This window comes from Marivivens sp. JLT3646, from assembly GCF_001908835.1.
GTDB classification, from domain to species: domain Bacteria; phylum Pseudomonadota; class Alphaproteobacteria; order Rhodobacterales; family Rhodobacteraceae; genus Marivivens; species Marivivens geojensis.
Genome location: NZ_CP018572.1, coordinates 1,762,942 through 1,783,887, shown reverse-complemented (window position 1 = coordinate 1,783,887; position 20,946 = coordinate 1,762,942). Strand labels below are relative to the sequence as shown.

Annotated in this window: 16 protein-coding genes; 8 read left to right on the top strand and 8 right to left on the bottom strand. The window is 58.7% G+C overall.

The annotated features are described in order from the left end of the window. Positions 1–4: 4 nt before the first annotated feature. Together BSK21_RS08875 and BSK21_RS08870 are read right to left on the bottom strand one after the other, a co-directional pair. The gene (locus BSK21_RS08875; RefSeq protein WP_067546253.1) at positions 5–1,156 is read right to left on the bottom strand and encodes an ABC transporter ATP-binding protein; all 1,152 of its coding nucleotides are present in this window, start codon (positions 1,154–1,156) and stop codon (positions 5–7) included. Between the two features lie 69 nt (positions 1,157–1,225). Continuing rightward, positions 1,226–2,311 carry a polyamine ABC transporter substrate-binding protein gene (locus tag BSK21_RS08870; protein WP_067546250.1) on the bottom strand — a complete coding sequence of 362 codons (1,086 nt, stop codon included), beginning with the start codon at positions 2,309–2,311 and terminating at the stop codon, positions 1,226–1,228. 467 nt (positions 2,312–2,778) lie between these two features. On the opposite strand from BSK21_RS08870, the gene BSK21_RS08865 reads away from it, so the two are divergent. The 3 genes from BSK21_RS08865 to BSK21_RS08855 are packed head-to-tail and all read left to right on the top strand — an operon-like array spanning position 2,779 to position 5,902. Continuing rightward, positions 2,779–4,170 (top strand): aspartate aminotransferase family protein, encoded by a 1,392-nt coding sequence (locus tag BSK21_RS08865; RefSeq protein WP_067546246.1) that lies wholly within the window; start codon positions 2,779–2,781, stop codon positions 4,168–4,170. Next, positions 4,170–5,465 carry an FAD-binding oxidoreductase gene (locus tag BSK21_RS08860; protein WP_067546243.1) on the top strand — a complete coding sequence of 432 codons (1,296 nt, stop codon included), beginning with the start codon at positions 4,170–4,172 and terminating at the stop codon, positions 5,463–5,465. Before BSK21_RS08865 ends, BSK21_RS08860 begins: the two co-directional genes overlap by 1 nt. Next, complete coding sequence (locus BSK21_RS08855) at positions 5,462–5,902, top strand: GNAT family N-acetyltransferase (protein WP_067546240.1); 441 nt, start codon at positions 5,462–5,464, stop codon at positions 5,900–5,902. Before BSK21_RS08860 ends, BSK21_RS08855 begins: the two co-directional genes overlap by 4 nt. Here BSK21_RS08855 and BSK21_RS08850 read toward each other — a convergent pair. The 5 genes from BSK21_RS08850 to truA all read right to left on the bottom strand — a co-directional run bounded on the left by BSK21_RS08850 (position 5,899) and on the right by truA (position 13,584). Next, positions 5,899–6,549, bottom strand: a complete 651-nt coding sequence (locus BSK21_RS08850) for a GntR family transcriptional regulator (protein WP_231924684.1) — start codon at positions 6,547–6,549, stop codon at positions 5,899–5,901. The two genes, BSK21_RS08855 and BSK21_RS08850, sit on opposite strands and share 4 nt — an antisense overlap. Positions 6,550–6,619: 70 nt before the next feature. Then, positions 6,620–7,189, bottom strand: a complete 570-nt coding sequence (locus BSK21_RS08845; protein ID WP_067546238.1) for a hemerythrin domain-containing protein — start codon at positions 7,187–7,189, stop codon at positions 6,620–6,622. Next, on the bottom strand, positions 7,189–10,920 hold the full coding sequence (locus tag BSK21_RS08840) for a translocation/assembly module TamB domain-containing protein (RefSeq protein ID WP_067546235.1): 3,732 nt from the start codon (positions 10,918–10,920) through the stop codon (positions 7,189–7,191). The genes BSK21_RS08845 and BSK21_RS08840 overlap by 1 nt, the downstream gene beginning before the upstream one ends. Continuing rightward, entirely contained in the window at positions 10,920–12,641 is a 1,722-nt protein-coding gene (locus tag BSK21_RS08835; protein WP_232230424.1) for an autotransporter assembly complex family protein, read from the bottom strand. Before BSK21_RS08835 ends, BSK21_RS08840 begins: the two co-directional genes overlap by 1 nt. Before the next feature lie 175 nt (positions 12,642–12,816). Continuing rightward, positions 12,817–13,584: a tRNA pseudouridine(38-40) synthase TruA gene (gene truA, locus BSK21_RS08830; RefSeq protein ID WP_067546229.1), complete on the bottom strand. Its 768-nt coding sequence runs from the start codon at positions 13,582–13,584 to the stop codon at positions 12,817–12,819. Between the two features lie 162 nt (positions 13,585–13,746). Here truA and BSK21_RS08825 point away from each other — a divergent pair, with 162 nt between their 5' ends. Together BSK21_RS08825 and BSK21_RS08820 are read left to right on the top strand one after the other, a co-directional pair. Then, complete coding sequence (locus BSK21_RS08825) at positions 13,747–15,162, top strand: YcjX family protein (RefSeq protein ID WP_067546227.1); 1,416 nt, start codon at positions 13,747–13,749, stop codon at positions 15,160–15,162. Then, the gene (locus tag BSK21_RS08820) at positions 15,159–16,157 is read left to right on the top strand and encodes a YcjF family protein (protein ID WP_067546225.1); all 999 of its coding nucleotides are present in this window, start codon (positions 15,159–15,161) and stop codon (positions 16,155–16,157) included. Before BSK21_RS08825 ends, BSK21_RS08820 begins: the two co-directional genes overlap by 4 nt. On the opposite strand, the gene BSK21_RS08815 is transcribed toward BSK21_RS08820, so the two are convergent. Beyond that, positions 16,151–18,340 carry a primosomal protein N' gene (locus BSK21_RS08815; RefSeq protein WP_067546222.1) on the bottom strand — a complete coding sequence of 730 codons (2,190 nt, stop codon included), beginning with the start codon at positions 18,338–18,340 and terminating at the stop codon, positions 16,151–16,153. The genes BSK21_RS08820 and BSK21_RS08815 overlap by 7 nt on opposite strands. Positions 18,341–18,431: 91 nt before the next feature. Between BSK21_RS08815 and fsa the strand changes: the two genes are divergently transcribed. From fsa to BSK21_RS08800, 3 genes are all read left to right on the top strand, one after another. Further along, positions 18,432–19,085 carry a fructose-6-phosphate aldolase gene (gene fsa, locus BSK21_RS08810; RefSeq protein ID WP_067546217.1) on the top strand — a complete coding sequence of 218 codons (654 nt, stop codon included), beginning with the start codon at positions 18,432–18,434 and terminating at the stop codon, positions 19,083–19,085. A 198-nt stretch (positions 19,086–19,283) separates the two neighbouring features. After that, positions 19,284–19,991 carry a DUF484 family protein gene (locus BSK21_RS08805; protein WP_067546214.1) on the top strand — a complete coding sequence of 236 codons (708 nt, stop codon included), beginning with the start codon at positions 19,284–19,286 and terminating at the stop codon, positions 19,989–19,991. Further along, positions 19,988–20,920 (top strand): tyrosine recombinase XerC, encoded by a 933-nt coding sequence (locus tag BSK21_RS08800; RefSeq protein WP_074039001.1) that lies wholly within the window; start codon positions 19,988–19,990, stop codon positions 20,918–20,920. Before BSK21_RS08805 ends, BSK21_RS08800 begins: the two co-directional genes overlap by 4 nt. Positions 20,921–20,946: the final 26 nt, after the last annotated feature.

Here is a 20,946-nt window from a genome sequence, read left to right as displayed (position 1 = left end):
CCGCTCACTCCGTCAGGACGACACCAGCGGTGTCCGTCCAGCTAAGCCACACTTCGTCTTCCCATGTGAAATCACGGCGGGCAAGGCGACGAGAGTTGGTCATCAAGGCGCTGACCAGTTCACCAGAGGGCAGGCGAACGTGATAGGTTGACACGTTGCCAAGGTAGCCGATGTCTTCGATCTTGCCTTTAACGTGGTTTGCGCGGTCGTCGAGGGGTTCGCGGTTCACCGAAATCTTTTCGGGGCGGATCGCATAAGACACGCGTTGTCCGTCCGCGATGGGACGTTCGCAGACCGCAGTGATGGGTGCGGTGCCCTCTGCAAAATGGATCGTGACGGTGTTGCCGTCGACCTTTGCATTGCCTTCGATCAGGTTCACGTCACCGATAAAGTCCGCGACGTAAACGCTGTTCGGCGCTTCATAAATGCCAGCGGGCGTGTCGACCTGAACCATCTTACCGTGATCCATGACTGCGACGCGGGAGGCAACAGTCATCGCCTCTTCTTGGTCGTGGGTCACGATCACAAAGGTCGTGCCAGTTTTTTCCTGAATGTCCATCAGTTCGAACTGCGTCTCGTTGCGCAGTTTTTTGTCCAATGCGCCCAGCGGTTCGTCGAGCAGCAGTAGTTTCGGTGCTTTCGCCAGGGAGCGGGCAAGGGCCACACGCTGTCTCTGACCGCCTGAAATCTGGTGCGGTTTGCGTTTCGCGAACTTGTCGAGGCGCGTGAGGCGAAGCATCTCTTTGACGCGATCATTGATGGCATCTTTGCCCAGCCCATCACGGCGCAGACCGAAGGCGATATTGTCCCAAACGGTCAGGTGCGGGAAGAGCGCGTAGCTCTGAAACATCATGTTTACGGGGCGTTTGTTCGGGGGCACAGGAACGATATCCTGACCGCCCAGCAGAATGCTGCCCTCCGTCGGGCTTTCGAAACCAGCGAGCATCCGCATCAACGTGGTTTTGCCGCAACCAGACGGGCCCAGAAGAGCAAAGAATTCGCGTTCGTAAATGTCGATTGTCAGATCATCGACAGCGGTGAAATCCCCGAACCTTTTCGTCACGTTCTTAAACTGGATCAATGGTTTGGCGTTTGGGTCATTCCAAGGTGCAAAAACATTGGTTGGACTACTGGACGGGCGAGGGGACTGAGCCATCAAATGAACTCCGGCATAAAATGAAAATCCCCGCGCCGACAAAAACGGCGCGGGGCAGGTCAGGCGCGATTAGACGCCGGATTTAACGCGGGTCCACAGACGGGTCAGTAGACGCTGCTCTGCCGGACCGAACGGGGTCACGGTGTAGAGGTTTTCCAGCGTTGCTTCGTCCGGATAGATCGCTGTGTCGCCGATCACGTCTTCGATCAGCAGCTCTTGGGACGCTTTATTGCCGTTCGCGTAGTAAACGTAGTTCGACGCATCAGCCATGTTCTGCGCATCCATGATAAAGTTCAGGAATGCATGTGCGCCTTCTGGGTTCGGAGCGTCCGCGGGGATCGCCATTTGGTCGAACCACATCAGTGCGCCCTCAGTCGGAGCGTTATAAGCGACTTCTACGCCATTTTCAGCTTCTGCTGCGCGGTCACGAGCCTGAAGTATGTCGCCCGACCAGCCGAAGGCCACGCAGATTTCGCCGTTTGCCAGAGCGTTGATGTATTCCGAAGAGTGGAATTTTTGGATGTACGGACGAACCGCCATCAGCACTTCTTCGGCTTTGGCGAGCGAGTCAGCGTCTTTAGCGTCTGGGTCGAGGCCAGCGTAGGCCAAAGCGGCTGGAACCATCTCGGTCGGTGCGTCGAGGAAGTGAACACCACACTCAGCCAGCTTTTCCATGTTGGCAGGGTTGAACACCAGTTCGAGGCTGTTGATCGGGGCGTCGTCGCCCAGAAGCTCAGCCACCTTGCCGGTGTTTACGCCGATACCGGTTGTGCCCCACATGTAGTTGATCGAATAAGCGTTGCCGGGGTCATACTGCGCAGTGCGATCTTTGATCACGTCCCACAGGTTGCCAGCGTTCGGCAGTTTCGACATGTCGAGCGGCTGGAACGCGCCAGCTACGATCTGACGCTGAAGGAAGGTGCCTGTCGGCACAACGACGTCGTAGCCCGAACCACCAGCCAGCATTTTGGTCTCAAGAACTTCGTTCGAGTCGAACACGTCGTAGATGAGGTCATAGCCAGTTTCGGCTTCGAACTTTTCCAAGAGCGCTTCGTCGATGTAGTCCGACCAGTTGTATACGCGCACCTCTTCTGCCATCGCAGAGCCAGCGACGAGCGCAATTGCAGCCGTCATCGGCAACCAGGTTTTTGTCATATTTCTTTCTCCCGAGTTGGTGGCCCATTCGGACCTTTTTCCCCAATTTGATCAAAAGTAGCCTACAGTGCAACCTTTCTGTGTCGCAGGGGGTGAAATCATCCCGCCACGACTGAGGGCAAAAAACAAGCGGGACTGCGTAAATGTTTTGCTATGTGGAATGTCGCTGGTCAAAAATAAGGCGTTTATTGATCAAAGAAAGAAAGGCCAGTTGATCTGGTTGCTTAGCAGTTGTGCGAATCTTGGGGTCCGAATGGGCTTTGGGTGCGTGGTCAAGGGATTAGGCGCTACTTCGGATGGAGTCCGAAGACGATTCTATGGACCAGAGAGGGTGATGTGAGCGCGGAATTTGATCAAACTTGCTTGACGGGGCGGAACCGTATTTCTATCCTGCTGCAGAACGCAGATTTTGCGTGTAACCTTTGCCTTCAACCCCGCGCGCGTTTCGCGCCGAAAGGAGCGCCCTCATGAATATGATCAGCACCCAAACCCCCACAGCAGAGCTTCAGGCGCTCGATTCCGCTCACCACATGCACCCATTCACCAATGGTGATGTTCTGGCAAAGCGCGGCGCCCGCGTTGTGACCCGCGCCGAAGGCGTTTGGCTGACCGACAGCGAAAACCACCGTATCCTCGACGCGATGTCGGGTCTGTGGTGCGTGAACATCGGCTACGGCCATGACAGCCTTGCCGAAGTTGCTGCAAAGCAGATGAAGGAACTGCCGTATTACAACACCTTCTTCATGACCACGCACGTGCCGGTGATCCAGCTTGCCAATAAGCTCGCTGAAATCGCACCAGGTGATCTGAACCACGTGTTCTTTGCATCTTCGGGTTCTGAAGCGAACGACACCAACCTGCGTATGGTCCGTGCTTACTGGCAAGCGAAGGGCGAACCAGACCGTCAGGTCGTGATTGGTCGTAAGAACGGCTACCACGGCTCGACCATGGCGGGCATGAGCCTCGGCGGTATGGCTGGCATGCACAAGCAGGGCGGCGTGATCCCTGGCATTCACCACATCAACCAGCCGAACTGGTGGACCGAAGGCGGCGACATGTCGCCCGAAGAATTTGGTCTCGCTCGCGCACGCGAACTCGAAGACGCGATCCTTGAAATTGGCCCTGAAAAGGTTGCGGCATTTATCGGTGAACCTGTGCAAGGCGCTGGCGGCGTGATCGTTGCGCCTGAAACCTACTGGCCGGAAATTCAGCGTATCGTTGATAAATACGGTATCCTGTTCATCTCTGACGAAGTGATTTGTGGGTTTGGTCGCACAGGTGAATGGTTCGGCTTCCAAGCAATGGGCACCAAACCTGACATCATCACCACCGCAAAAGGCCTGTCCTCGGGTTACATTCCGATCGCTGCGTCGATTGTGAACGACAAAGTCGCAGCTGCGATTGATAGCGTAGAGTTCAACCATGGCTACACCTACTCGGGTCACCCTGTGGCCTGTGCGGTTGCTCTGGAAAACCTGCGTATCATGGAGGAACTGAACCTCGTTGATTACGTAAAGAACGACATCGCACCGTATCTGGCAGAGAAGTGGCACAGCCTCGGCGATCACCCGTTTGTTGGTGAGACCAAGATTGTTGGTATGATGGCGTCGCTCGCGCTGGTTCCTGAAAAAGGAAGCCGCAAACCGTTCGAGTCCGCTCCGGGCACCGTTGGTTTCATGACCCGCGAATGCTGCTTCGGCAACGACCTGATCATGCGTCACGTCGGTGACCGTATGATCATCGCTCCGCCGCTGGTTATCACCCGTGACGAAGTGGACGAGCTGATCGGTCGTGCCCGCAAGTCGCTCGATGAAGCTTATGAAAAAGTGAAGGCCGCAGGTCTGATGAAGTCAGCCTAATGGACTTTCTCACCGCAAATGATCGCGTTGGGGAATACCCCGACAGTTATTATGCGGCGACAGCTAAACCCCTTGACGCGTTTCCCGCGGCAAGGGGTGATTTGTCCTGCGATATCTGTGTCATCGGCGGTGGGTTCATGGGCCTATCGACTGCGCTGCATCTGGCAGAGCAGGGTTATCAGGTCACTTTGGTCGAGGCGCAGCGCGTCGGTTTCGGCGCCTCGGGGCGCAATGGGGGGCAGGTCTCTGGCGGTCAGCGGCTGCATCAGGACGATCTAGAGGAATTGGTGGGCAAGGATTTGGCCCGCAAACTCTGGGCGTTATCGCAAGAGTCCGTCGATGTTCTGCGCGGGCTGGATCAGAAATACGACACAGGCGCTGGCTGGGCCGCAGGTGTGATCGAGGCCGATCACCGCGCGCGGTTCGTGCCGCATACCCATGCTTACGTCGACAAGCTGAACACCGAATACGGCTATGACAAAATCCGCAAACTGGATCGGGATGAGCTCTACGATCTTTGTCGATCGGATGCCTATCATGGCGGCGCGATCGATATGGGGGGCGGTCACATTCACCCGCTGCGCTTTGCGCTTGGCCTTGCTCGGGCGTGCCGCGATTTAGGCGTGACAATCTATGAACAAACCCGTGTCACCCGCGTCGAAGAGGGTGAGCCAGCAATCGTTCATACCGAAGGTGCCACCATCCGCGCCCGCTATGTGGTTATGGGCTGCAATGGCTATCTGGGGCGGATGCAAGAACGCGTCGCGGCCCGCGTAATGCCGATCAATAACTTCATCATCGCGACAGAGCCTTTGGCTGATCCCGAACTGGTGATGAAGGGCAATCATTGCGTGGCGGACAGCAAATACGTCATCAATTACTTCCGCCTGTCGGACGATAATCGGATGCTCTTTGGCGGCGGGGAAAGTTACGGCTACAAATTCCCGTCTGATATCGAAGGCGTTGTGCGCAAGGCGATGGCGCAGATTTTCCCGCAGTTGAATGGCATCCGCGTGGACTACGCGTGGGGTGGGACGCTCGGGATCACAATGAACCGTCTTCCGCATGTGGAGCGGATCACGGGCAATATCCTGTCGCTCTCTGGCTTCTCTGGTCATGGCGTTGCTCTTGCGACGTTCGCGGGCAAGGTCGCGGCTGAGGCTATCGCGGGGCAGGCGGAAAAGTTCGACATCATGGCTTCGGTGCCTAGCCCACGGTTCCCCGGTGGTGCAGCGCTTCGGCATCCGCTCTTGGTGCTCGGTATGCTGTGGTTCGGTCTGAAAGATCGGTTTTGACGGACATTCGCCTCGCGACGCCTGCCGATTTGCCAGCGGTTCAAGAGATCGTCGAAACCTCCTACGCCCAATATATCCCACTGATCGGCCGTCGCCCTGCGCCAATGGACGCGGATTATGCGGCCGCGATTGAGGCGGGGCAGTTGTATGTCCTCGGTCATCCCATGCTCGGTTGTCTGGTCATGTTCCCCGATGGAGATGCGATTGAGATCGACATGATCGCGGTCTCGCCAGAGGCACAAGGGCAGGGGATTGGACGCAGGCTCCTTGATTTCGCGGCTGATCACGCTCGGTCAACGGGTCGGTCAAAGCTGACGCTTTATACCAACGCGAAAATGGCACGGAATGTTGTGATCTACCAAAAATACGGGTTCACCACTACGCATCGCGCAACGGTCGACGGGTTTGATCGTATCTTTATGGAGATGGCGGTTTAGTCGCGCATCGACAGGCGGATCTGGTTGAACCCCTGTTCAATATCCAAACGAATGGCGTCGCCCACGGCAGGGATATCGCCCACCCGTAGGGCCTCGACCGCGACCGCGTGACGGTCGTCGAGCGATGCTGTACCGAACCGACCCCGCATAACACGCAAGCTCGGCCCAAGGCGGAGCCAGAGCGCATCCACCAGCGCAATCACTGTTGCCGCCTGCGAAGCCGCATAAAGTGTGCTGTGGAAACGGTAGTTCTGGATGAGGTAGGTTTGAATATCGCCGCGATCAATCGCGCGGTTCAGGTCCTCGTCGATGGCGGCAAGCTGGTCGATCTGTTCAGGTGTGATCTTGGCCGCGGCCCACATGGCGAGCTGAGGTTCGAGCGCCAGACGCGCAAAGGAAATCTCGTCAATTTCAGCGCGGTTCAGAACGGGCAGGCCAACGCGACGGTTGTCTTTGAATTCCAGCGCGTGTTCAGAGGTCAGACGGCGGATCGCTTCGCGTACGGGGGTCATGCCCGCGTCCAGTTCAGCCACGAGGCCCTGAATGGTGACGGCCTGACCAGGCTCCATCTCTCCGCAGAGGATCATATCACGAAGGCGTCGATACACCGTTTGGTGTGCTGGTTCCTTTGGCATTTCGACGTTCACGTGCGGCACTCCTGCGTCTGATTGGGACCAATTCTGCCCCACATCAAAGAAATGATCAAATCAGATTGTGTTAGTGAAGCCCGTCGGCGCCGAACTTGAGGATTACGGGCACCACCAATTCCTCTTCGTCGGTGAGGTGGCGGTCCATCAGGCGGGTCAGTTTTTCGAGTTCCGCATGAAGCGCACCTGCGCCAGTTATCAATTTCGGACCGCGATCAAGGGTTTGCAACGCCCCGTTCGCAACTTCGACAAAGCTAGAGAGGATGCCGTCCATCGCATGGTGGTCTTTGTCCAGAATATCAAAGCCACGGGTCACGCGTGGGTCTTTCTTTGACAGGATCGGAAAGTAGTGCTGATCCTCAATCTGGTGGTGGCCGTGTAAGTCTTGGACGAACATAGAGCCATATCGGGAAATCGCGGTGGCGAACCGTTTGGGATCACCCTTGTCCATCACATCCTCGGTGGCCGTGGTCATAGCGGACAAGAGGCGGCGGAAGGTCATATGACGGTCGAGCCAAAAGCTTACCAACCCGTGGAAATTCGGATCTCTGGCCCAAAGGTCACGTGGGTATTCGGTGATCAATACCCGCATTGGATCAGGGAGCCCTTTGCGGTCGGTCAGGTCGAGCGAGATCGTCATCAGTAATCCTTTTCAAAGAAAACACCGACTGACGTGTCGCCAGTGGTTCCAAACCCGCCTTTGGCCGTGAAGTTGCCGCCGAGGTCAAGGTTAAGGTTAATTTGGGTGTCGCCTTGCGATGAAACGGTAACATCGGTGTAGACATTGTCGCTGAGGTATTTGCCCGCCGATAAGGCCGCATTGCCCGCATCATCGGTGGTCACGTCCAAATCATCCAAGCCCGACCCCTGACGGATTTTGTCGATTAGACCACCGCCACTGCGCCCCGTCAGGGTGCCGACGGCTGCGGCCAGCTGCACAGCTTGGAATGCGCTTATGGATGACATGTCACGACCAAAGAGAAGCTGGGACAGAACCTCGTCTTGGGGAAGTTCAGGCGCAGAGGTAAAGCTCACCTCTGGCGCACTGGCAGGGCCTTCGACGATGACGTTGACGGTTGTGCCGTTCAGGGACTCGGTCGTCGCGACAAAACGGATTTTGGGGATGAAGTCGCCCTGCATGGTGATCGCGCCGTCGGTCAGGGCAAAGCGTTGTTGCAAGATATCGAGCCGCCCGCGGATCAGGTTGAACTGACCTGCGGGAATGATCTGCTGGGTGGTCCCTTGCAGCGTCAGTTTCCCGCCAAGCTCCGCATCCAACCCACGCCCGCGTACAAAGAGGCGGGCAGGGGCGTTGATGGTGATGTCGAGGTCATATGCAGGCCCGCCACCGCCAGACGTGGTCGCCGTGGCTCCCGTCAGCCCCGCACGTTGCAAGGTTTGACTGACGTCCGATGGCGCACCGACATGGGTAACCTCAGGTACATCGCCCAATGACCCAACGGTCGAGGAGGGTACCTGAATTTCAGATTGCGTCACGTCGATGGTGCCACTGATCTGCGCACCACCCGCAAGCGGCCCATTGATCGCAATCGCCCCCGACAGGGTGCTTTCATAGAGCGTCGGATCGCGAACGACGATGTTGTTGGCTTCAACGGTTAGGGCTGAATTTAGCCCGCCGCTTAGCCCCACGCGGCCGCGCAAGGCCAGTCCGCCGCCAAGCGAGGATGCCCCAGTCATCTCGACCTGCGCTGATCCGTTGGCAAGGGTGATCGTCCCGTCGAGGTCGCGCAGAGATTGGCCCAAGGTCGGCGCTGATAGCTCTGCGCGGGTGATCTGAATTTGCCCTGTAACTGCGTCGAGAGCCGCGGGGCCAGAGACGGTAAGGTTAAATCCTGCTGTGCCCGTCAAACGGCGCGGTTCCAACACGCCGTTCAAGAGCGCCAGCGGTGCCGCGCCATTGATCCGCAGGTCGAGGTTCGACCCTACGATCTGTCCAGCGACATTGGCCGACAGGCCCGCCGCGCCGTCGGCTTGGGTATCGATCTGCCATGCGCCGTTCTCTGTCAGGGTTGCGGTGCCCTTGGTCGTGAGCGGACCTGAGAAGTCAGGCGCGATCAGGGCAAGATCAGCAAGGCGGACGTTGAACTCTGCCCCACCTGTTGTGCCATCCGTCGCGAGGGTCGCTTGGCCCGTTAGGTTCGGGAAGGTCAGCGTAAGCGGATCAACGGTGATCTGCTGGTCATCGCGGCGCAGGCGTGTCGCCAACTGCCCCGCGCCAGTCAAGATCGGGTCAACGCTTGCATTCCCAATCGCCACGTTGCGTGTCGTCGCGTTGGCGGTCAGGTCAAACGTTTGGCCGTCCGCTTGGGCTGTGCCGTTGATGGTCACAGACGCGCCGCCCGAGAGCGCGAGGCCAGAAAGGCCCGCATATTGGCGAAGGTCGGTGACTTCGGCACTCACGTTAATCGGGCCTTGGCCTTCGGCTGGCAGATCAGCGCTCAGGTCGATCCTGTCGCCATCGCGGGTGAGGACGGCATTGGCGGTTAGGGTTCCGTCGGTCGCGCGTGCGCCGTTGACCGTCACCGACAATTCGCCCGACGCCCCTTCAATCAAACCAGCCGCAGGGGTGCCGAGCGTCGCACGTCCCAACACGCCATCCGCCGTCAGCGCCACCGCGCCGTTCAGGGCCGTATCGCCCGATTGGAAATCGAGAGCTTCGATCCGCGTGCCGGCCTCATCCCGCACGGCGCGGAGGGTCAAAGTACCATCCCCCGCCAAAAGCGCATCCGCCTGCGGTTGCCCGATCGAGAGGTCGGTAGTGCGTGCCACAACGTCCAAATCGACGGCTGTACGGAGCGGGTGGATGGTGCCTTTGGCGGTCAGTTCTGCGTCACCCGATAGGTCGGGCAGCCCCGCAAGGGTGGCGAACCGAGACAGACCATTGACCACCACGGACAGGTCAGGTGTGATGACAATCTCATCCCCAGTGGGGTCGATAATAGCCGATAGCTGCGCATCGATCCCTGCGCCTGATAGCGAAAATTCACGCAAGGTCGTTCGATCATTTGCCACGTAGTCGACCGATAATGCACCGCTCACCTCATCGCCCATCGCATCGGTCAGCCCCGCATCATCGAGCGAAATGCCTGTCGCACCGTAGGTCAGAACGGCAGTCAATCCGCTACGATCCGGGGCAATCGTTCCACCGCCGTTTAGGGTGAGATTTGGAATTGAAATACCTTTTCTAACAAAGTCTTGCGCGTCGATCTTTACGTTCCATTGGTCGCCGTTTGTGGCATCAAACCCAATGTCCAAAGCTGCCGACCGCAGGTAGTTTTGTGCCCCACTGATGGGCAACAGAACGGGCGCGCCATCTGCACGACCCAAGTCGCCCGTTAGGGCAAAATCAATCGGCCAGCCCGTTTCATCCAAGTTTGCCGACCCGTTCAGGCGAAGGCTCTGCGTTTCGATCGTCAGGGCCGAGAGGGCGGTTCCGAGATCGGTCGACCGACCCGCCGCGGCGAGCCGAACGTCAGGGCCAAAGAAGTCGCGATATTCTGGCAGGAACAGCGCAGTGACATCGCCGCCGAGGTCAAATTGGAAGGTCTTATCTGTCGCTGCGTCGACGGTCGTGACCGAGCCGAACCCAACCGTCCCGCTCAACCGTGGCTGCCCGTCAGTATCCAGCGCAATCGTTGCCTCGTATGCATCCAGCGGAGCGGTGCCATCGATGCTAAGCGCGACGGAGGGCAACCCCGGTAGATCGAGGAGCCGTGCGGCAATGCCCGCGTCCCCTTCGCGCAGGGCAAGGGTCAGGCCCAGAACGCGGCTCTCGTTTGAAAAGGACCCCGTGAGGATCAATTCGCCCGTTTGCCCGTCAATCCGTTCCGCCCGAAGGTCTGCAGATCCCGCGCCACCTGCTAGGGCAGCGGCGCCTGTGATGGAGAGCGACACAGGCTCTCCGATCAGGTCTGCGCCGAGGCTCAGCGCGCCAATCGACATGTTATCGACGGTCAACGAGACGGGAAGGTCGGGCAGGGCAAAGGGTGCGCTGCTCGCGCTCGGGTCAATGGTTTGGGCTTCGGTCAATGGTTTGCGTACCATCGCGATGCTGTCCGCCGAAAGGTCGCTCACCTCGACCCGACCCGCCAAAAGTGCTGCGCGGTTCCAATCCAGAACCAGTCCTTGAGCGTCGAGCCAGACACCATCTGAGTCCGCAATGGTTAGTCGGTCGATTTTGGCCTGTGAACTCAGCGCGCCTTGAAACCCATAGATTTGCACTTCACGACCCGCGCCCGACAAGTTGTCGGTTAGAAAGTCGACGATCAACCCACGGTCGGCCTCAACAGTGTCTTGGGCCGCAGCGGGGATCGGCAGGGCCAGTGCGAGGAGGAACAGAAATTTCCGCATCAGAACGCCTGCCCAATACCGACATAAAGATTGATAGATTGCCCCGCACCATCCCCCGAGGTCGGCGTCGCAAGGTCGAGGCGAATTGGCCCGATCCCCGTGTTATACCTCAGGCCGAGGCCCGCACCGCTCTGCCATTCGCCATCGTCAAAGGGAACCGACCCGCCGCCGATAAAGCCTGCATCGACAAAGCCGACCATCCCGATGGAGGGTGTCACATCGATACGGGTTTCCGCCGAAATCGCGGCAAAGCTGCGCCCGCCTGTGGTCTGGCCACCTGTGGTATAGCCAAGCGATTTGTACCCTTCACCGCGTACGCTATCGCCGCCGCCAGAGTAAAACAGGTAATCGGTGGGCGCTTCTGCGATGGACACACCCATGACCGATCCCAATTGGCCGCGCAGGGCAAAGGTCACGTTATCGTCGGTGCCGACGGACCTATAATAGCGCCCATCGAAATAGAGCCTTCCCCCCGTGCCCGCATCGCCAAAGCCGACAAAGGGCGTGAGGTCCAAAGTCGCGTAATGACCGTTCTTTGGGTTCAACGTGGAATCCCGTCGATCAACAGTGCCCGCCATGGGAAGCGTCAAAAGCGTGTATTCGCGGGTGCCGTTGGCGTCTTCGCTTTCGGCGGTGACAAAGCCAATACCGCCCTCAATCGCGCGATTGTCGCTAAACAGTCGGGATACAATCACCGATCCTGTCAACTGATCGAGTTTGTAATCAGGCTCATCCTCATGTTCGAGGGCTAAGGTCGCAACGGCTTCGGTATCAATCGAAAAGGGGCGCGGGTAGGCGTAGGTGACAGTCGTCCCATAATCGATTCCGCCTGTTTCGCCAGCGATCCCCGACACGATCCCATCGACCCGCAACCGCTGCGCCCCACCGAACATGTTGCGATGCATCCAGTAGCCCGACAGGGTGAGACCATCGACAGTCGACATCTCTACGCCATAGCCCAGACGGCGCGGGAGCTTTTCGGACACCTGCAACTCAATCGGCAAAGCTGTTCCGATCAGCGCGTCGCCTTCTATCACCGCAACCGAAGAAAAAGCCCCCGTGCGCCGCAAACGATCCGCCAGCTTCTCCGCCTCATGAGGGGAAAACACGGTGCCTTGCCGATAGCCCACGATCCGCGTGATGGCGTCGGTCCGCACATCTTCGTTGCCCGAAACCGTCAGGGGACCAAACGACACTTGCGGCCCTGCATCAATGCCGACGGCTACGTTCAATTCGGCCTCGGAATGGCGCGCGGTGATCTGCTGCGATGTCGGAGCCGCCTTTGCGTGTCCCTCCGTCCGCCATGCCGCGACCGCCGCTGCAACTGCCGCCTTTACCTCTCCAGATCGCGCCGTCTGACCTGCGGCAAATCCATCAGGCAAAACGGTCCCGTCCGCCAAAGGCGCAACGCTGACCTGTCCAAAGGTGAACCGCTGGCCTGCGTTCACTTCAATCGAGATCGCGCTGACTGTTTCAGGCGCGTCCAGTGGCGCAATCGAGGCAGCCTCTCTCCCATCGATGCGAATGGACACTGTGCCGCCGTAATACCCCTCGGAATACAAACCCGCGATAATCCGCTGATAATCGGCCCGCGCGGCTGCGATCAAATCTTGGGCCAGTGGGGCGTCTTCGGTCGAGAGCACCGTGGCGACCAGCGAGGCTTGCCGCAACACGGGTTCCAGATCAGCGACATCCACCGCGATGGTCAGGTCTTGTGCCACTGCTGCTTGCGCGAGGATGGCAATGGAAATGCTCGATACGAGTGTTTTGAAGTGTCCTGACACGCGTTTTTCTGCCCCTAATCACCCACCCGCTTGGTGAGTTTGCTTAACCCTAACCTATCCCGCTGAGAACAGGAATGCACCTCAGGTAGAGCTACGGCACATCACATTCAGGTCAAGCAAATGGGTCGTCGGGGTAACCCACACCGGCAAGATATAGCCCATGCGGTGGACAAACGGGGCCACAGGCCGCGCGGTCCCGTGCATGAAGAGCCGCTTCAACATCATCAGGCGTCCATTGCCCTGCGCCAACTCGCTCGAGCGTGCCAACAAAAGACCGCACCTGATTGTGTAGGAACGACCGCGCCCGCACGTAAAATCGTATTTCCTGCCCATCAGGGCGCGTCAGTTCTTCAACGCGCAATTCATCCAATGTCCGCATCGGACTGTCGGCCTGACAAATCGACGACCGGAATGTCGTAAAATCGTGTCGCCCCAAGAGCCGATTGGCCGCCTCTTGCATCGCGGCCGCATCCAGCCGCTGCCGAACCTGCCAAACCAACCCTGCCTCATGCACCAGCGGCGCACGACGGGTGATGATCCGGAACAGATACCGACGCTCATTTGCTGAAAACCGCGCATGCCAATCGTCAGCAACCTGTTCGGTGCGGACGATCGATACCGGCAACGGCTTGAGGTGATAGTTCAACGCCTCCATCAAACGGAAAGTTTCCCATTCCCGTTCTAGATCGACATGCGCCACCTGATGGGTCGCGTGAACACCCGCATCGGTTCGACCTGCCGCTGCGATGGTATGGGCGCGTGGCTCCAACTTGGCCAAGGCCGCTTCAATCGCGCCTTGCACCGACAACTGCTCTGCTTGCCTTTGCCAGCCGACAAAAGGGGCACCGTGATATTCGATCTGAAACGCGTAACGAGGCATGGCCACCTATTAGGCCGCGCAGCCCCGAAAATCAATCCCGCGCCCGTCTGCCTTTGTGCCCAAAATATCCCGGGGGAGGCCGCCGTAGGCGGGCGGGGGCAGCGCCCCTACACAGAGCCGCCTCAAGTGCTTATCTATGACCTAATAGAGCAGGAGACTGATTTGGTTCTTTCGACACTTGCCGATGGTCTGGCCCGTAGCCTTGAGACGGTCACCGACACTGTAACGGCCCCTTTTTCCGATCCCGTGATCCGTTTGGGTGTCACAGGGTTGAGCCGCGCAGGCAAGACGGTCTTTATCACCTCGCTGGTGGCGAACCTGATGGATCGTGGTCGGATGCCACAACTGGTACCTGCGGCAAGCGGTGCGATCCGTTCTGCTTATCTTCAGCCTCAGCCCGATGACACGATCCCTCGGTTCCCGTTTGAGGATCACCTAGCTAAGCTAACCGCGCCACATCCGAGCTGGCCTGAGGGCACACGCCGCATTTCCGAATTGCGCCTGTCCTTGCGCGTTCAGCCGACGGGGTTCCTTGCGGGCGTGACTGGGCCGCGCACGGTTCATATCGATATTGTTGATTACCCCGGCGAATGGTTGCTCGACCTTGGTCTGCTCGAAAAATCCTATGCGGAATGGTCACATGAGACCTTGGCTCGGATGGAAGGGCGCAGTGTTGCGCTGGCCGCGCGCGATGCGATCCATTCGGCGAAGGGCGCAGAGCCGCACGATGAACCGACCGCAGGGGCCTTGGCCGCGAGCTTTACCGCATATCTGAATGCAGCCCGAGAGGAAGGGTTTTCGGACCTGTCGCCAGGGCGGTTTCTCTTACCCGGTGATCTGGAAGGATCACCTGTTTTGACCTTTGCGCCGTTGCCTGAAATCGACCGTGCGCCACGAGGATCTCTCTACCGAGAATTTGAGAGAAGGTTCGAAAGTTACAAGAATAAGATCATAAAGCCGTTCTTTAAGGATCATTTTGCAAGAATAGATCGACAAATCGTTTTGGTGGATGTTCTGGGCGCGATCCATAATGGCCCCCGTGCGGTAGAAGATTTGCGGACTGCGATGGCTGATATTCTGGCGGCGTTTCGACCGGGTCGGAATGCGTGGCTCACGCGGCTCTTGGGTGGAAAGCGGGTGGATAAAATCCTCTTTGCTGCGACCAAGGCGGACCACCTCCACCACAGCCAACACACCAAGCTGACAGCGATCACGCAGGCCCTGTTGCGTGAAGCAAAGGATCGCGCGGATTTCGCGGGGGCTCACACCTCTGCGATGTCGATTGCGGCGCTGCGCACAACGACCGAGGACAGTGTTCAACACGATGGTGCGACCATTGATGTGGTGCGGGGGCAGTTGCTGTCTGATGGACGGCAGGCTGCGTTTTACCCCGGTGCCTTGCCTGACGATCCTGCGCATCTTCTCGCTCCAGCCCGTGCAGGCGATGAAAAATGGTTGGATGCCGATTATTCCGTGATGAATTTCGCACCCGCGCCGCTCACCCTCCGACCGGGAGATGGTCCGCCGCACATCCGCATGGACCGTGTTGCGCAATTTTTGTTGGGGGATCGACTATGACGACCAATGGCCCTGTTTTGATCGACCTCGACACTCCGTCGCCGAGTCCAGCAGAAGCTCCGCCTGTCGATGAATTCGACACGGGACGCCCCGTCGCGATGCAGCAGTTGGCGGCGCTGTCGGTGCGCAAACCTTCGCGTCTGGCAAAGTGGTTCTGGTCGCTCCTCGTCTCGCTGATCGGCTTTGTCGTGTCCTTGGCCGCGTGGGATTACGTGAACGCACTCCTCGCTCGGTCGCCCATTTTAGGGTTGGTCGTTACGGTTCTGGTCGCTGGTTTTGTTGCAGTTATGGCGTTGATCTCGCTGCGGGAACTGGCAGCGTTCGGACGGTTACGGCGTCTGGATAAGGTGCACAAAGAGGCGCAAGAGGCTATCGCGAGCGGTAATTTAGGTTTGGCGCGTAATGTGCTGTCGGATATAAAGAAACTTTATAAAAATCGCGCGGATTTGGAGTGGGGATTGGCCCAGCTCTCAGACCGAGAAGCCGAGGTGATGGACGCTGACGGTCTTTTGCAATTGGCAGAACAAACGCTCCTCTTGCCGCTCGATGTCAGGGCCCGCGCAGAGGTCGAAGCCGCAGCGCGTCAGGTCGCGACCGTCACTGCGATCGTACCCTTGGCTTTGGCCGACCTGATCACCGCGCTGACCGCGAACCTTCGGATGATCCGTCGTATCGCAGAGATTTACGGAGGGCGCTCTGGCACCTTCGGAAGCTGGCGTTTGACCCGCACGGTGCTGACGCATCTGGTTGCCACGGGGGCCGTTGCGGTGGGTGATGACTTGATCGGAACCGTCGCGGGCGGTGGAGCCTTGGCCAAGGTGTCGCGCCGTTTCGGTGAGGGCGTGATCAACGGCGCATTAACCGCTCGGGTCGGTGTGGCCGCGCTAGAGGTATGCCGCCCGTTGCCGTGGGGTGTGGCGTCAAAGCCGACAGTTTCGCAAATCGTCAGCCGCGCCTTGGCAGGGCTCTTTGGGCGTCCGAAGGCGGATCAGTAAAAACTTTGCGGGTCGATGTCGATCGACAGTCGGACGTTGTTGGGCACGCGCACCTGCGCCACCCATTGCTGGAGTGCGCCTTGTAGCGGTGCGGTTTTGTCGGCCTTGACCAGTAGGCGAACACGGTGACGGCCACGGATGCGGGCAATCGGGGCAGGAGCAGGGCCAAAGACTTGCGCGCCGATACGGGTCAGCGGGTCGGCCCGCCGTGCCAAAGCATTTCCGAGGTCAAAAGCTTCTTGCATGTCGGGGCCAGAGATGACGATGCCAGCCATGCGTCCATACGGAGGCACGCCTGCCGCCTTACGCTCTGCGGCTTCGGCCTTCCAGAATTCTTCTTCGTCGCCCGATAGGATCGCGCGGATCACATGGTGTTCGGGCTGATAGGTTTGGAGCAAGGCAATGCCTGGCGTCTCAGCGCGGCCCGCACGCCCTGCAACTTGACGCATCAGTTGAAATGTCCGTTCGGCAGCGCGGAGGTCGGACCCCTGCAGCCCCAAATCAGCATCAATCACGCCGACAAGCGTCAATCGCGGGAAGTTATGCCCCTTCGCGACCAATTGCGTGCCGATGATAATATCGGTTTCGCCGCGCCCGATCTCTTCGATCTTTTCCTTGAGCGCGCGGGCTGATCCGAACAGGTCGGATGACAAAACCGCGATCTTCGCGTCAGGGAATAGATCGGCCACTTCTTCGGCCATACGCTCCACACCCGGACCAACGGGGTTCAGTTTGCCCTCTGCCTGACAATTCGGGCAGACCTCCGGCATGGGTTTGGTTTCGCCGCACTGGTGGCACATGAGCCGTTTTAGGAACCGATGTTCCACCATCCGAGCGTCGCAATGATCACAGGCGATCTGATGCCCACAGGCGCGACAAATGGTGAGCGGCGCGTAGCCTCGGCGGTTTAGAAAGACGAGCGATTGTTCGCCCTTTTCCATACGGTCGATGATGGCGGATCGCAGGCTCGGAGAAATCCAACGGCCAGAGGGGACATCCTCGGCCCGCATATCGATGGCCTTCATGACGGGCAGCACCGCATCGCCAAACCGCGAGGTCAGCGTGATCCGATCATATTTACCTGCCTCAACGTTCGCCCAGCTTTCGAGGCTTGGCGTCGCAGAGGCCAGAACCACCTGCGCGGTGTTGAGAGAGGCCCGAAGGACGGCCATGTCACGTGCGTTATAAAGAACGCCGTCGTCCTGTTTGTAGGAGGTGTCGTGTTCTTCATCGACGACAATCAGGCCGAGGTCGCGATAGGGCAGATAAAGCGCGGAGCGTGCGCCGACCACGAGTTGCGCGTCGCCATTGCCAACCATTTTCCAGCAGCGGCGGCGTTCAGTCATTGTAACGCCCGAATGCCATTCCGCAGGCTTCATCCCGAAACGAGCCTCAACCCGCGTGATGAACTCAGAGGTTAGGGCAATCTCTGGCAAAAGGACCAGCGCCTGTCGCCCAACGCGGAGCGCCTCTGCCACGGCCTCAAGGTAAACCTCGGTTTTGCCCGATCCTGTCACGCCTTTGAGGAGCGTGGTTCCATAGGCACCCGATCGCATTTTCGCCCGCAGGGTTTCGGCGGCTGCGGCTTGATCGTCGCTGAGGTCTTTCGCGCCGTAGTCAGGATCGAGCCGAGGGTAGGGCAGATCACGCGGGCTGTCCTCTTCGCTGACTGCGCCTTGTTTGACGAGGCCCTTGATGACCGAGGACGATGTTCCCGCCATTTCGGCCAGTTCGGACAGGGTAAAGGCCAATCCGCCATAATCGCGCAGCACCTCTAATACGCGGGCGCGGGCGTCGGTCATGCGGTCGGGGGCAACATCGCCCAAACGGTACACTTTGCGCATGGATGGTGCGTCGCCCAATCCAGGCGCACGTGTGGCGAGCCGTAGCATCGCGGACATGGGGGTCAGGGTATAGGCGCCGACCTTAGTCAGGAACTGACGCATCTCTTCGCGCATGGGCGCCACATCGAGCACGCGATTGACTGATCGCGCTTTGGACAGGTCGAACCCGCCTATGCCATCGCCCCAGATCACGCCTAAAACCTTGCGTGGGCCAAGAGGTACTTCGACGAATGCCCCGCGCCAACATCCCCCCTCAGGTGCCTTGTAGTCCAGCAGACGGTCGAGAGGCTGCGCGGTCAGCACAGATACCAGCTCTCCCTCTGCATAGAACTCTCTCATGTTAGCGCACTCATTTCGGGGTTTCGGTTTCGCCCTACCTGAGGTAAACGCTGACCCGACAAAGGCCAACCCACACTGTGAGGCAAATCCCATGAAATTTTTTGTAGATACCGCTGACGTGGATGCAATCCGCGAACTTAACGACCTCGGTATGGTTGATGGCGTGACCACCAACCCGTCGCTGATCCTGAAATCGGGCCGTGATATCCTCGAAGTCACGAAGGAAATCGCTGAACTGGTTGATGGTCCTGTATCGGCTGAAGCTGTATCCATGGACTTTGAGACCATGCTGGCCGAAGGCGAAAAGCTCGCAAAAATCGCGGATAACATCGCGGTCAAGGTTCCTCTGACCTGGGCTGGTCTGCGCGTTTGTAAGGAACTGTCCTCGCGTGGGATCATGGTGAACGTGACGCTTTGCTTCTCGGTGAACCAAGCGATTCTGGCAGCAAAAGCTGGCGCGACCTTCATCTCGCCGTTCATCGGTCGTCTTGACGATATCAACCTCGACGGTCTGCAGCTGATCGAAGATATCCGCACCGTTTACGACAACTACGGCTATGAGACCCAGATCCTCGCGGCGTCTGTGCGCACCGCGAACCACGTGTCTGAATGTGCGAAAATCGGCGCTGACGTTATGACCGCTCCGCCGGCTGTGATCAAAGCGATGGCGAACCACGTTCTGACCGACAAAGGTCTCGCCCAGTTCGAAGCGGACTGGGCAAAGACAGGCCAGAAGATTCTCTAATCTTCACCTGATCCGATCTACATCTAGGGGTGGCCAGAATGGCTGCCCCTATTTGCGTTAAGTGGTGCCGCTAACCTGTGGCAAAACCTGCACAATCCGTAGTCGCAGTTTTCTGCTGACTTGCGCGATGAGGCGATTTTTTACACAACCTCTCGCAAAAACCTGTTAGGGTTTGCGCAAAGCAGTATGAGGTCAGTGATGAGCGGTAATCCGGAAATCGATCCGAAAGTGCGGGATTTTATTCTTTCCGATCCTGAGGTCGTTCTCGAAGATACTGATCTGATGCGCGCGCTCGTTTCTGCGAACGAGCAGGCGATGGGCGGCAATATCGTTGATCTGCGCGGCATTGCGATGGCTCGGCTCGAGGCGCGTCTGGACCGCCTAGAGGATACCCACCGCAGCGTGATCGCCGCTGCTTATGAAAACCTCGCAGGCACCAATCAAATCCATCGCGCTGTGTTGCGCATGATGGAACCCGTGAAGTTCGATGCCTTCCTTCAGGACCTCGGCACCGAAGTCGCGGAAATCCTGCGCGTCGATTCCATGCGTCTGGTTCTCGAAAGTGGGGCAGAGCAGGCGGATGACGCGGTGCGCAGCCTTGGCGATGTGCTCTCTGTTGTGAAGCCCGGATTTATCGCGGACTACATGACCAAGGGCCGCAATGCCCCGCTGCGTCAGGTGCTTTTGCGTCAAGTGCAGCCAGAGGAAAACAGCCTCTACGGTGAAAAAGCGGATTACATTCGCTCCGAGGCTTGTCTGCGTCTGGACTTCGGTCCGGGTCGCTTGCCGGGTATGCTGGCGATGGGGGCCGAGGACCCGCATCAGTTTTCGCCACAGCAGGGCACGGACCTTCTTGGGTTCTTTGGCTCTGTCTTTGAACGCGCCATGCGGCGCTGGCTTGAGTGATTTCTCCGGCTCTTACCGATGCGCTTGCCCGTTGGCTTGACCATGCGCGGGCGGTGGATGGTGTGGCCGAAAACACGATCAAGGCCTACCAAACAGACGTTCTCGCGTTCCTTGGGTTCCTGCAAAACCACCACGGTGATCAACAGGGCACGGCAGCGCTGTCGCGACTGACCATCTCTGATATGCGGTCATGGATGGCGCATGAACGCGGGCGTGGTGTTGCGGCGCGGTCGCTGGCACGGATGCTGTCTGCGGTGAAATCCTTTGTGAAATGGATGGCAGAGCGAGAGGGGTTCGACCCTTCAGCGGTCCTTATGACCCGCGCCCCCAAGTTCCAGAAAAAACTACCCCGACCACTGGCAGAAGACGCCGCCAAAGCGATGCTCGACACAGTGGAGCTTCAAGCCCGCGAACCTTGGGTGGCCGCTAGGGATACGGCGGTCGTGACGCTGCTCTACGGCTGTGGCTTGCGGATATCAGAGGCTTTGGGCCTCAAGGGGAGCGACTATCCTTTGCCCAGCGTCCTGCGGATCGTCGGCAAAGGTGGGAAAGAGCGTATCGTGCCCGTGATCGACGCCGCCCGTGATGCGGTGGCTGCCTATGTGCGAGACTGCCCGCATCAAATCGACCCTGACGCCCCGCTGTTTCGGGGCGTACGCGGCGGACAACTGTCGCCTGTGATGATCCAAAAGGTCATGGCGCAGGCACGTATGCAGCTTGGCCTGCCTGCGACGGCAACCCCGCATGCGCTGCGCCATTCCTTTGCCACGCATTTGTTGAACGCGGGCGGGGACTTGCGGGCCATTCAAGAATTATTGGGTCACGCTTCGCTCAATACCACGCAGATGTATACGGCGGTCGATACCGCCCGATTGATGGAGGTCTATCGATCAGCGCACCCTCGCGCAGGGGCGGGATCACGTGACTGAACCCTTGCCCCTAGGGTTGCTTTCGG

Bases quoted from the DNA above. Each gene is read 5' to 3' on its own strand.
- BSK21_RS08860 (WP_067546243.1), top strand. From the start codon at position 4,170: ATGGACTTTCTCACCGCAAATGATCGCGTTGGGGAATACCCCGACAGT.
- BSK21_RS08865 (WP_067546246.1), top strand. From the start codon at position 2,779: ATGAATATGATCAGCACCCAAACCCCCACAGCAGAGCTTCAGGCGCTC.
- BSK21_RS08870 (WP_067546250.1), bottom strand. From the start codon at position 2,311: ATGACAAAAACCTGGTTGCCGATGACGGCTGCAATTGCGCTCGTCGCT.
- BSK21_RS08820 (WP_067546225.1), top strand. From the start codon at position 15,159: ATGACGACCAATGGCCCTGTTTTGATCGACCTCGACACTCCGTCGCCG.
- fsa (WP_067546217.1), top strand. From the start codon at position 18,432: ATGAAATTTTTTGTAGATACCGCTGACGTGGATGCAATCCGCGAACTT.
- BSK21_RS08840 (WP_067546235.1), bottom strand. From the start codon at position 10,920: ATGCGGAAATTTCTGTTCCTCCTCGCACTGGCCCTGCCGATCCCCGCT.
- BSK21_RS08815 (WP_067546222.1), bottom strand. From the start codon at position 18,340: ATGAGAGAGTTCTATGCAGAGGGAGAGCTGGTATCTGTGCTGACCGCG.
- BSK21_RS08845 (WP_067546238.1), bottom strand. From the start codon at position 7,189: ATGACGATCTCGCTCGACCTGACCGACCGCAAAGGGCTCCCTGATCCA.
- BSK21_RS08875 (WP_067546253.1), bottom strand. From the start codon at position 1,156: ATGGCTCAGTCCCCTCGCCCGTCCAGTAGTCCAACCAATGTTTTTGCA.
- BSK21_RS08805 (WP_067546214.1), top strand. From the start codon at position 19,284: ATGAGCGGTAATCCGGAAATCGATCCGAAAGTGCGGGATTTTATTCTT.
- truA (WP_067546229.1), bottom strand. From the start codon at position 13,584: ATGCCTCGTTACGCGTTTCAGATCGAATATCACGGTGCCCCTTTTGTC.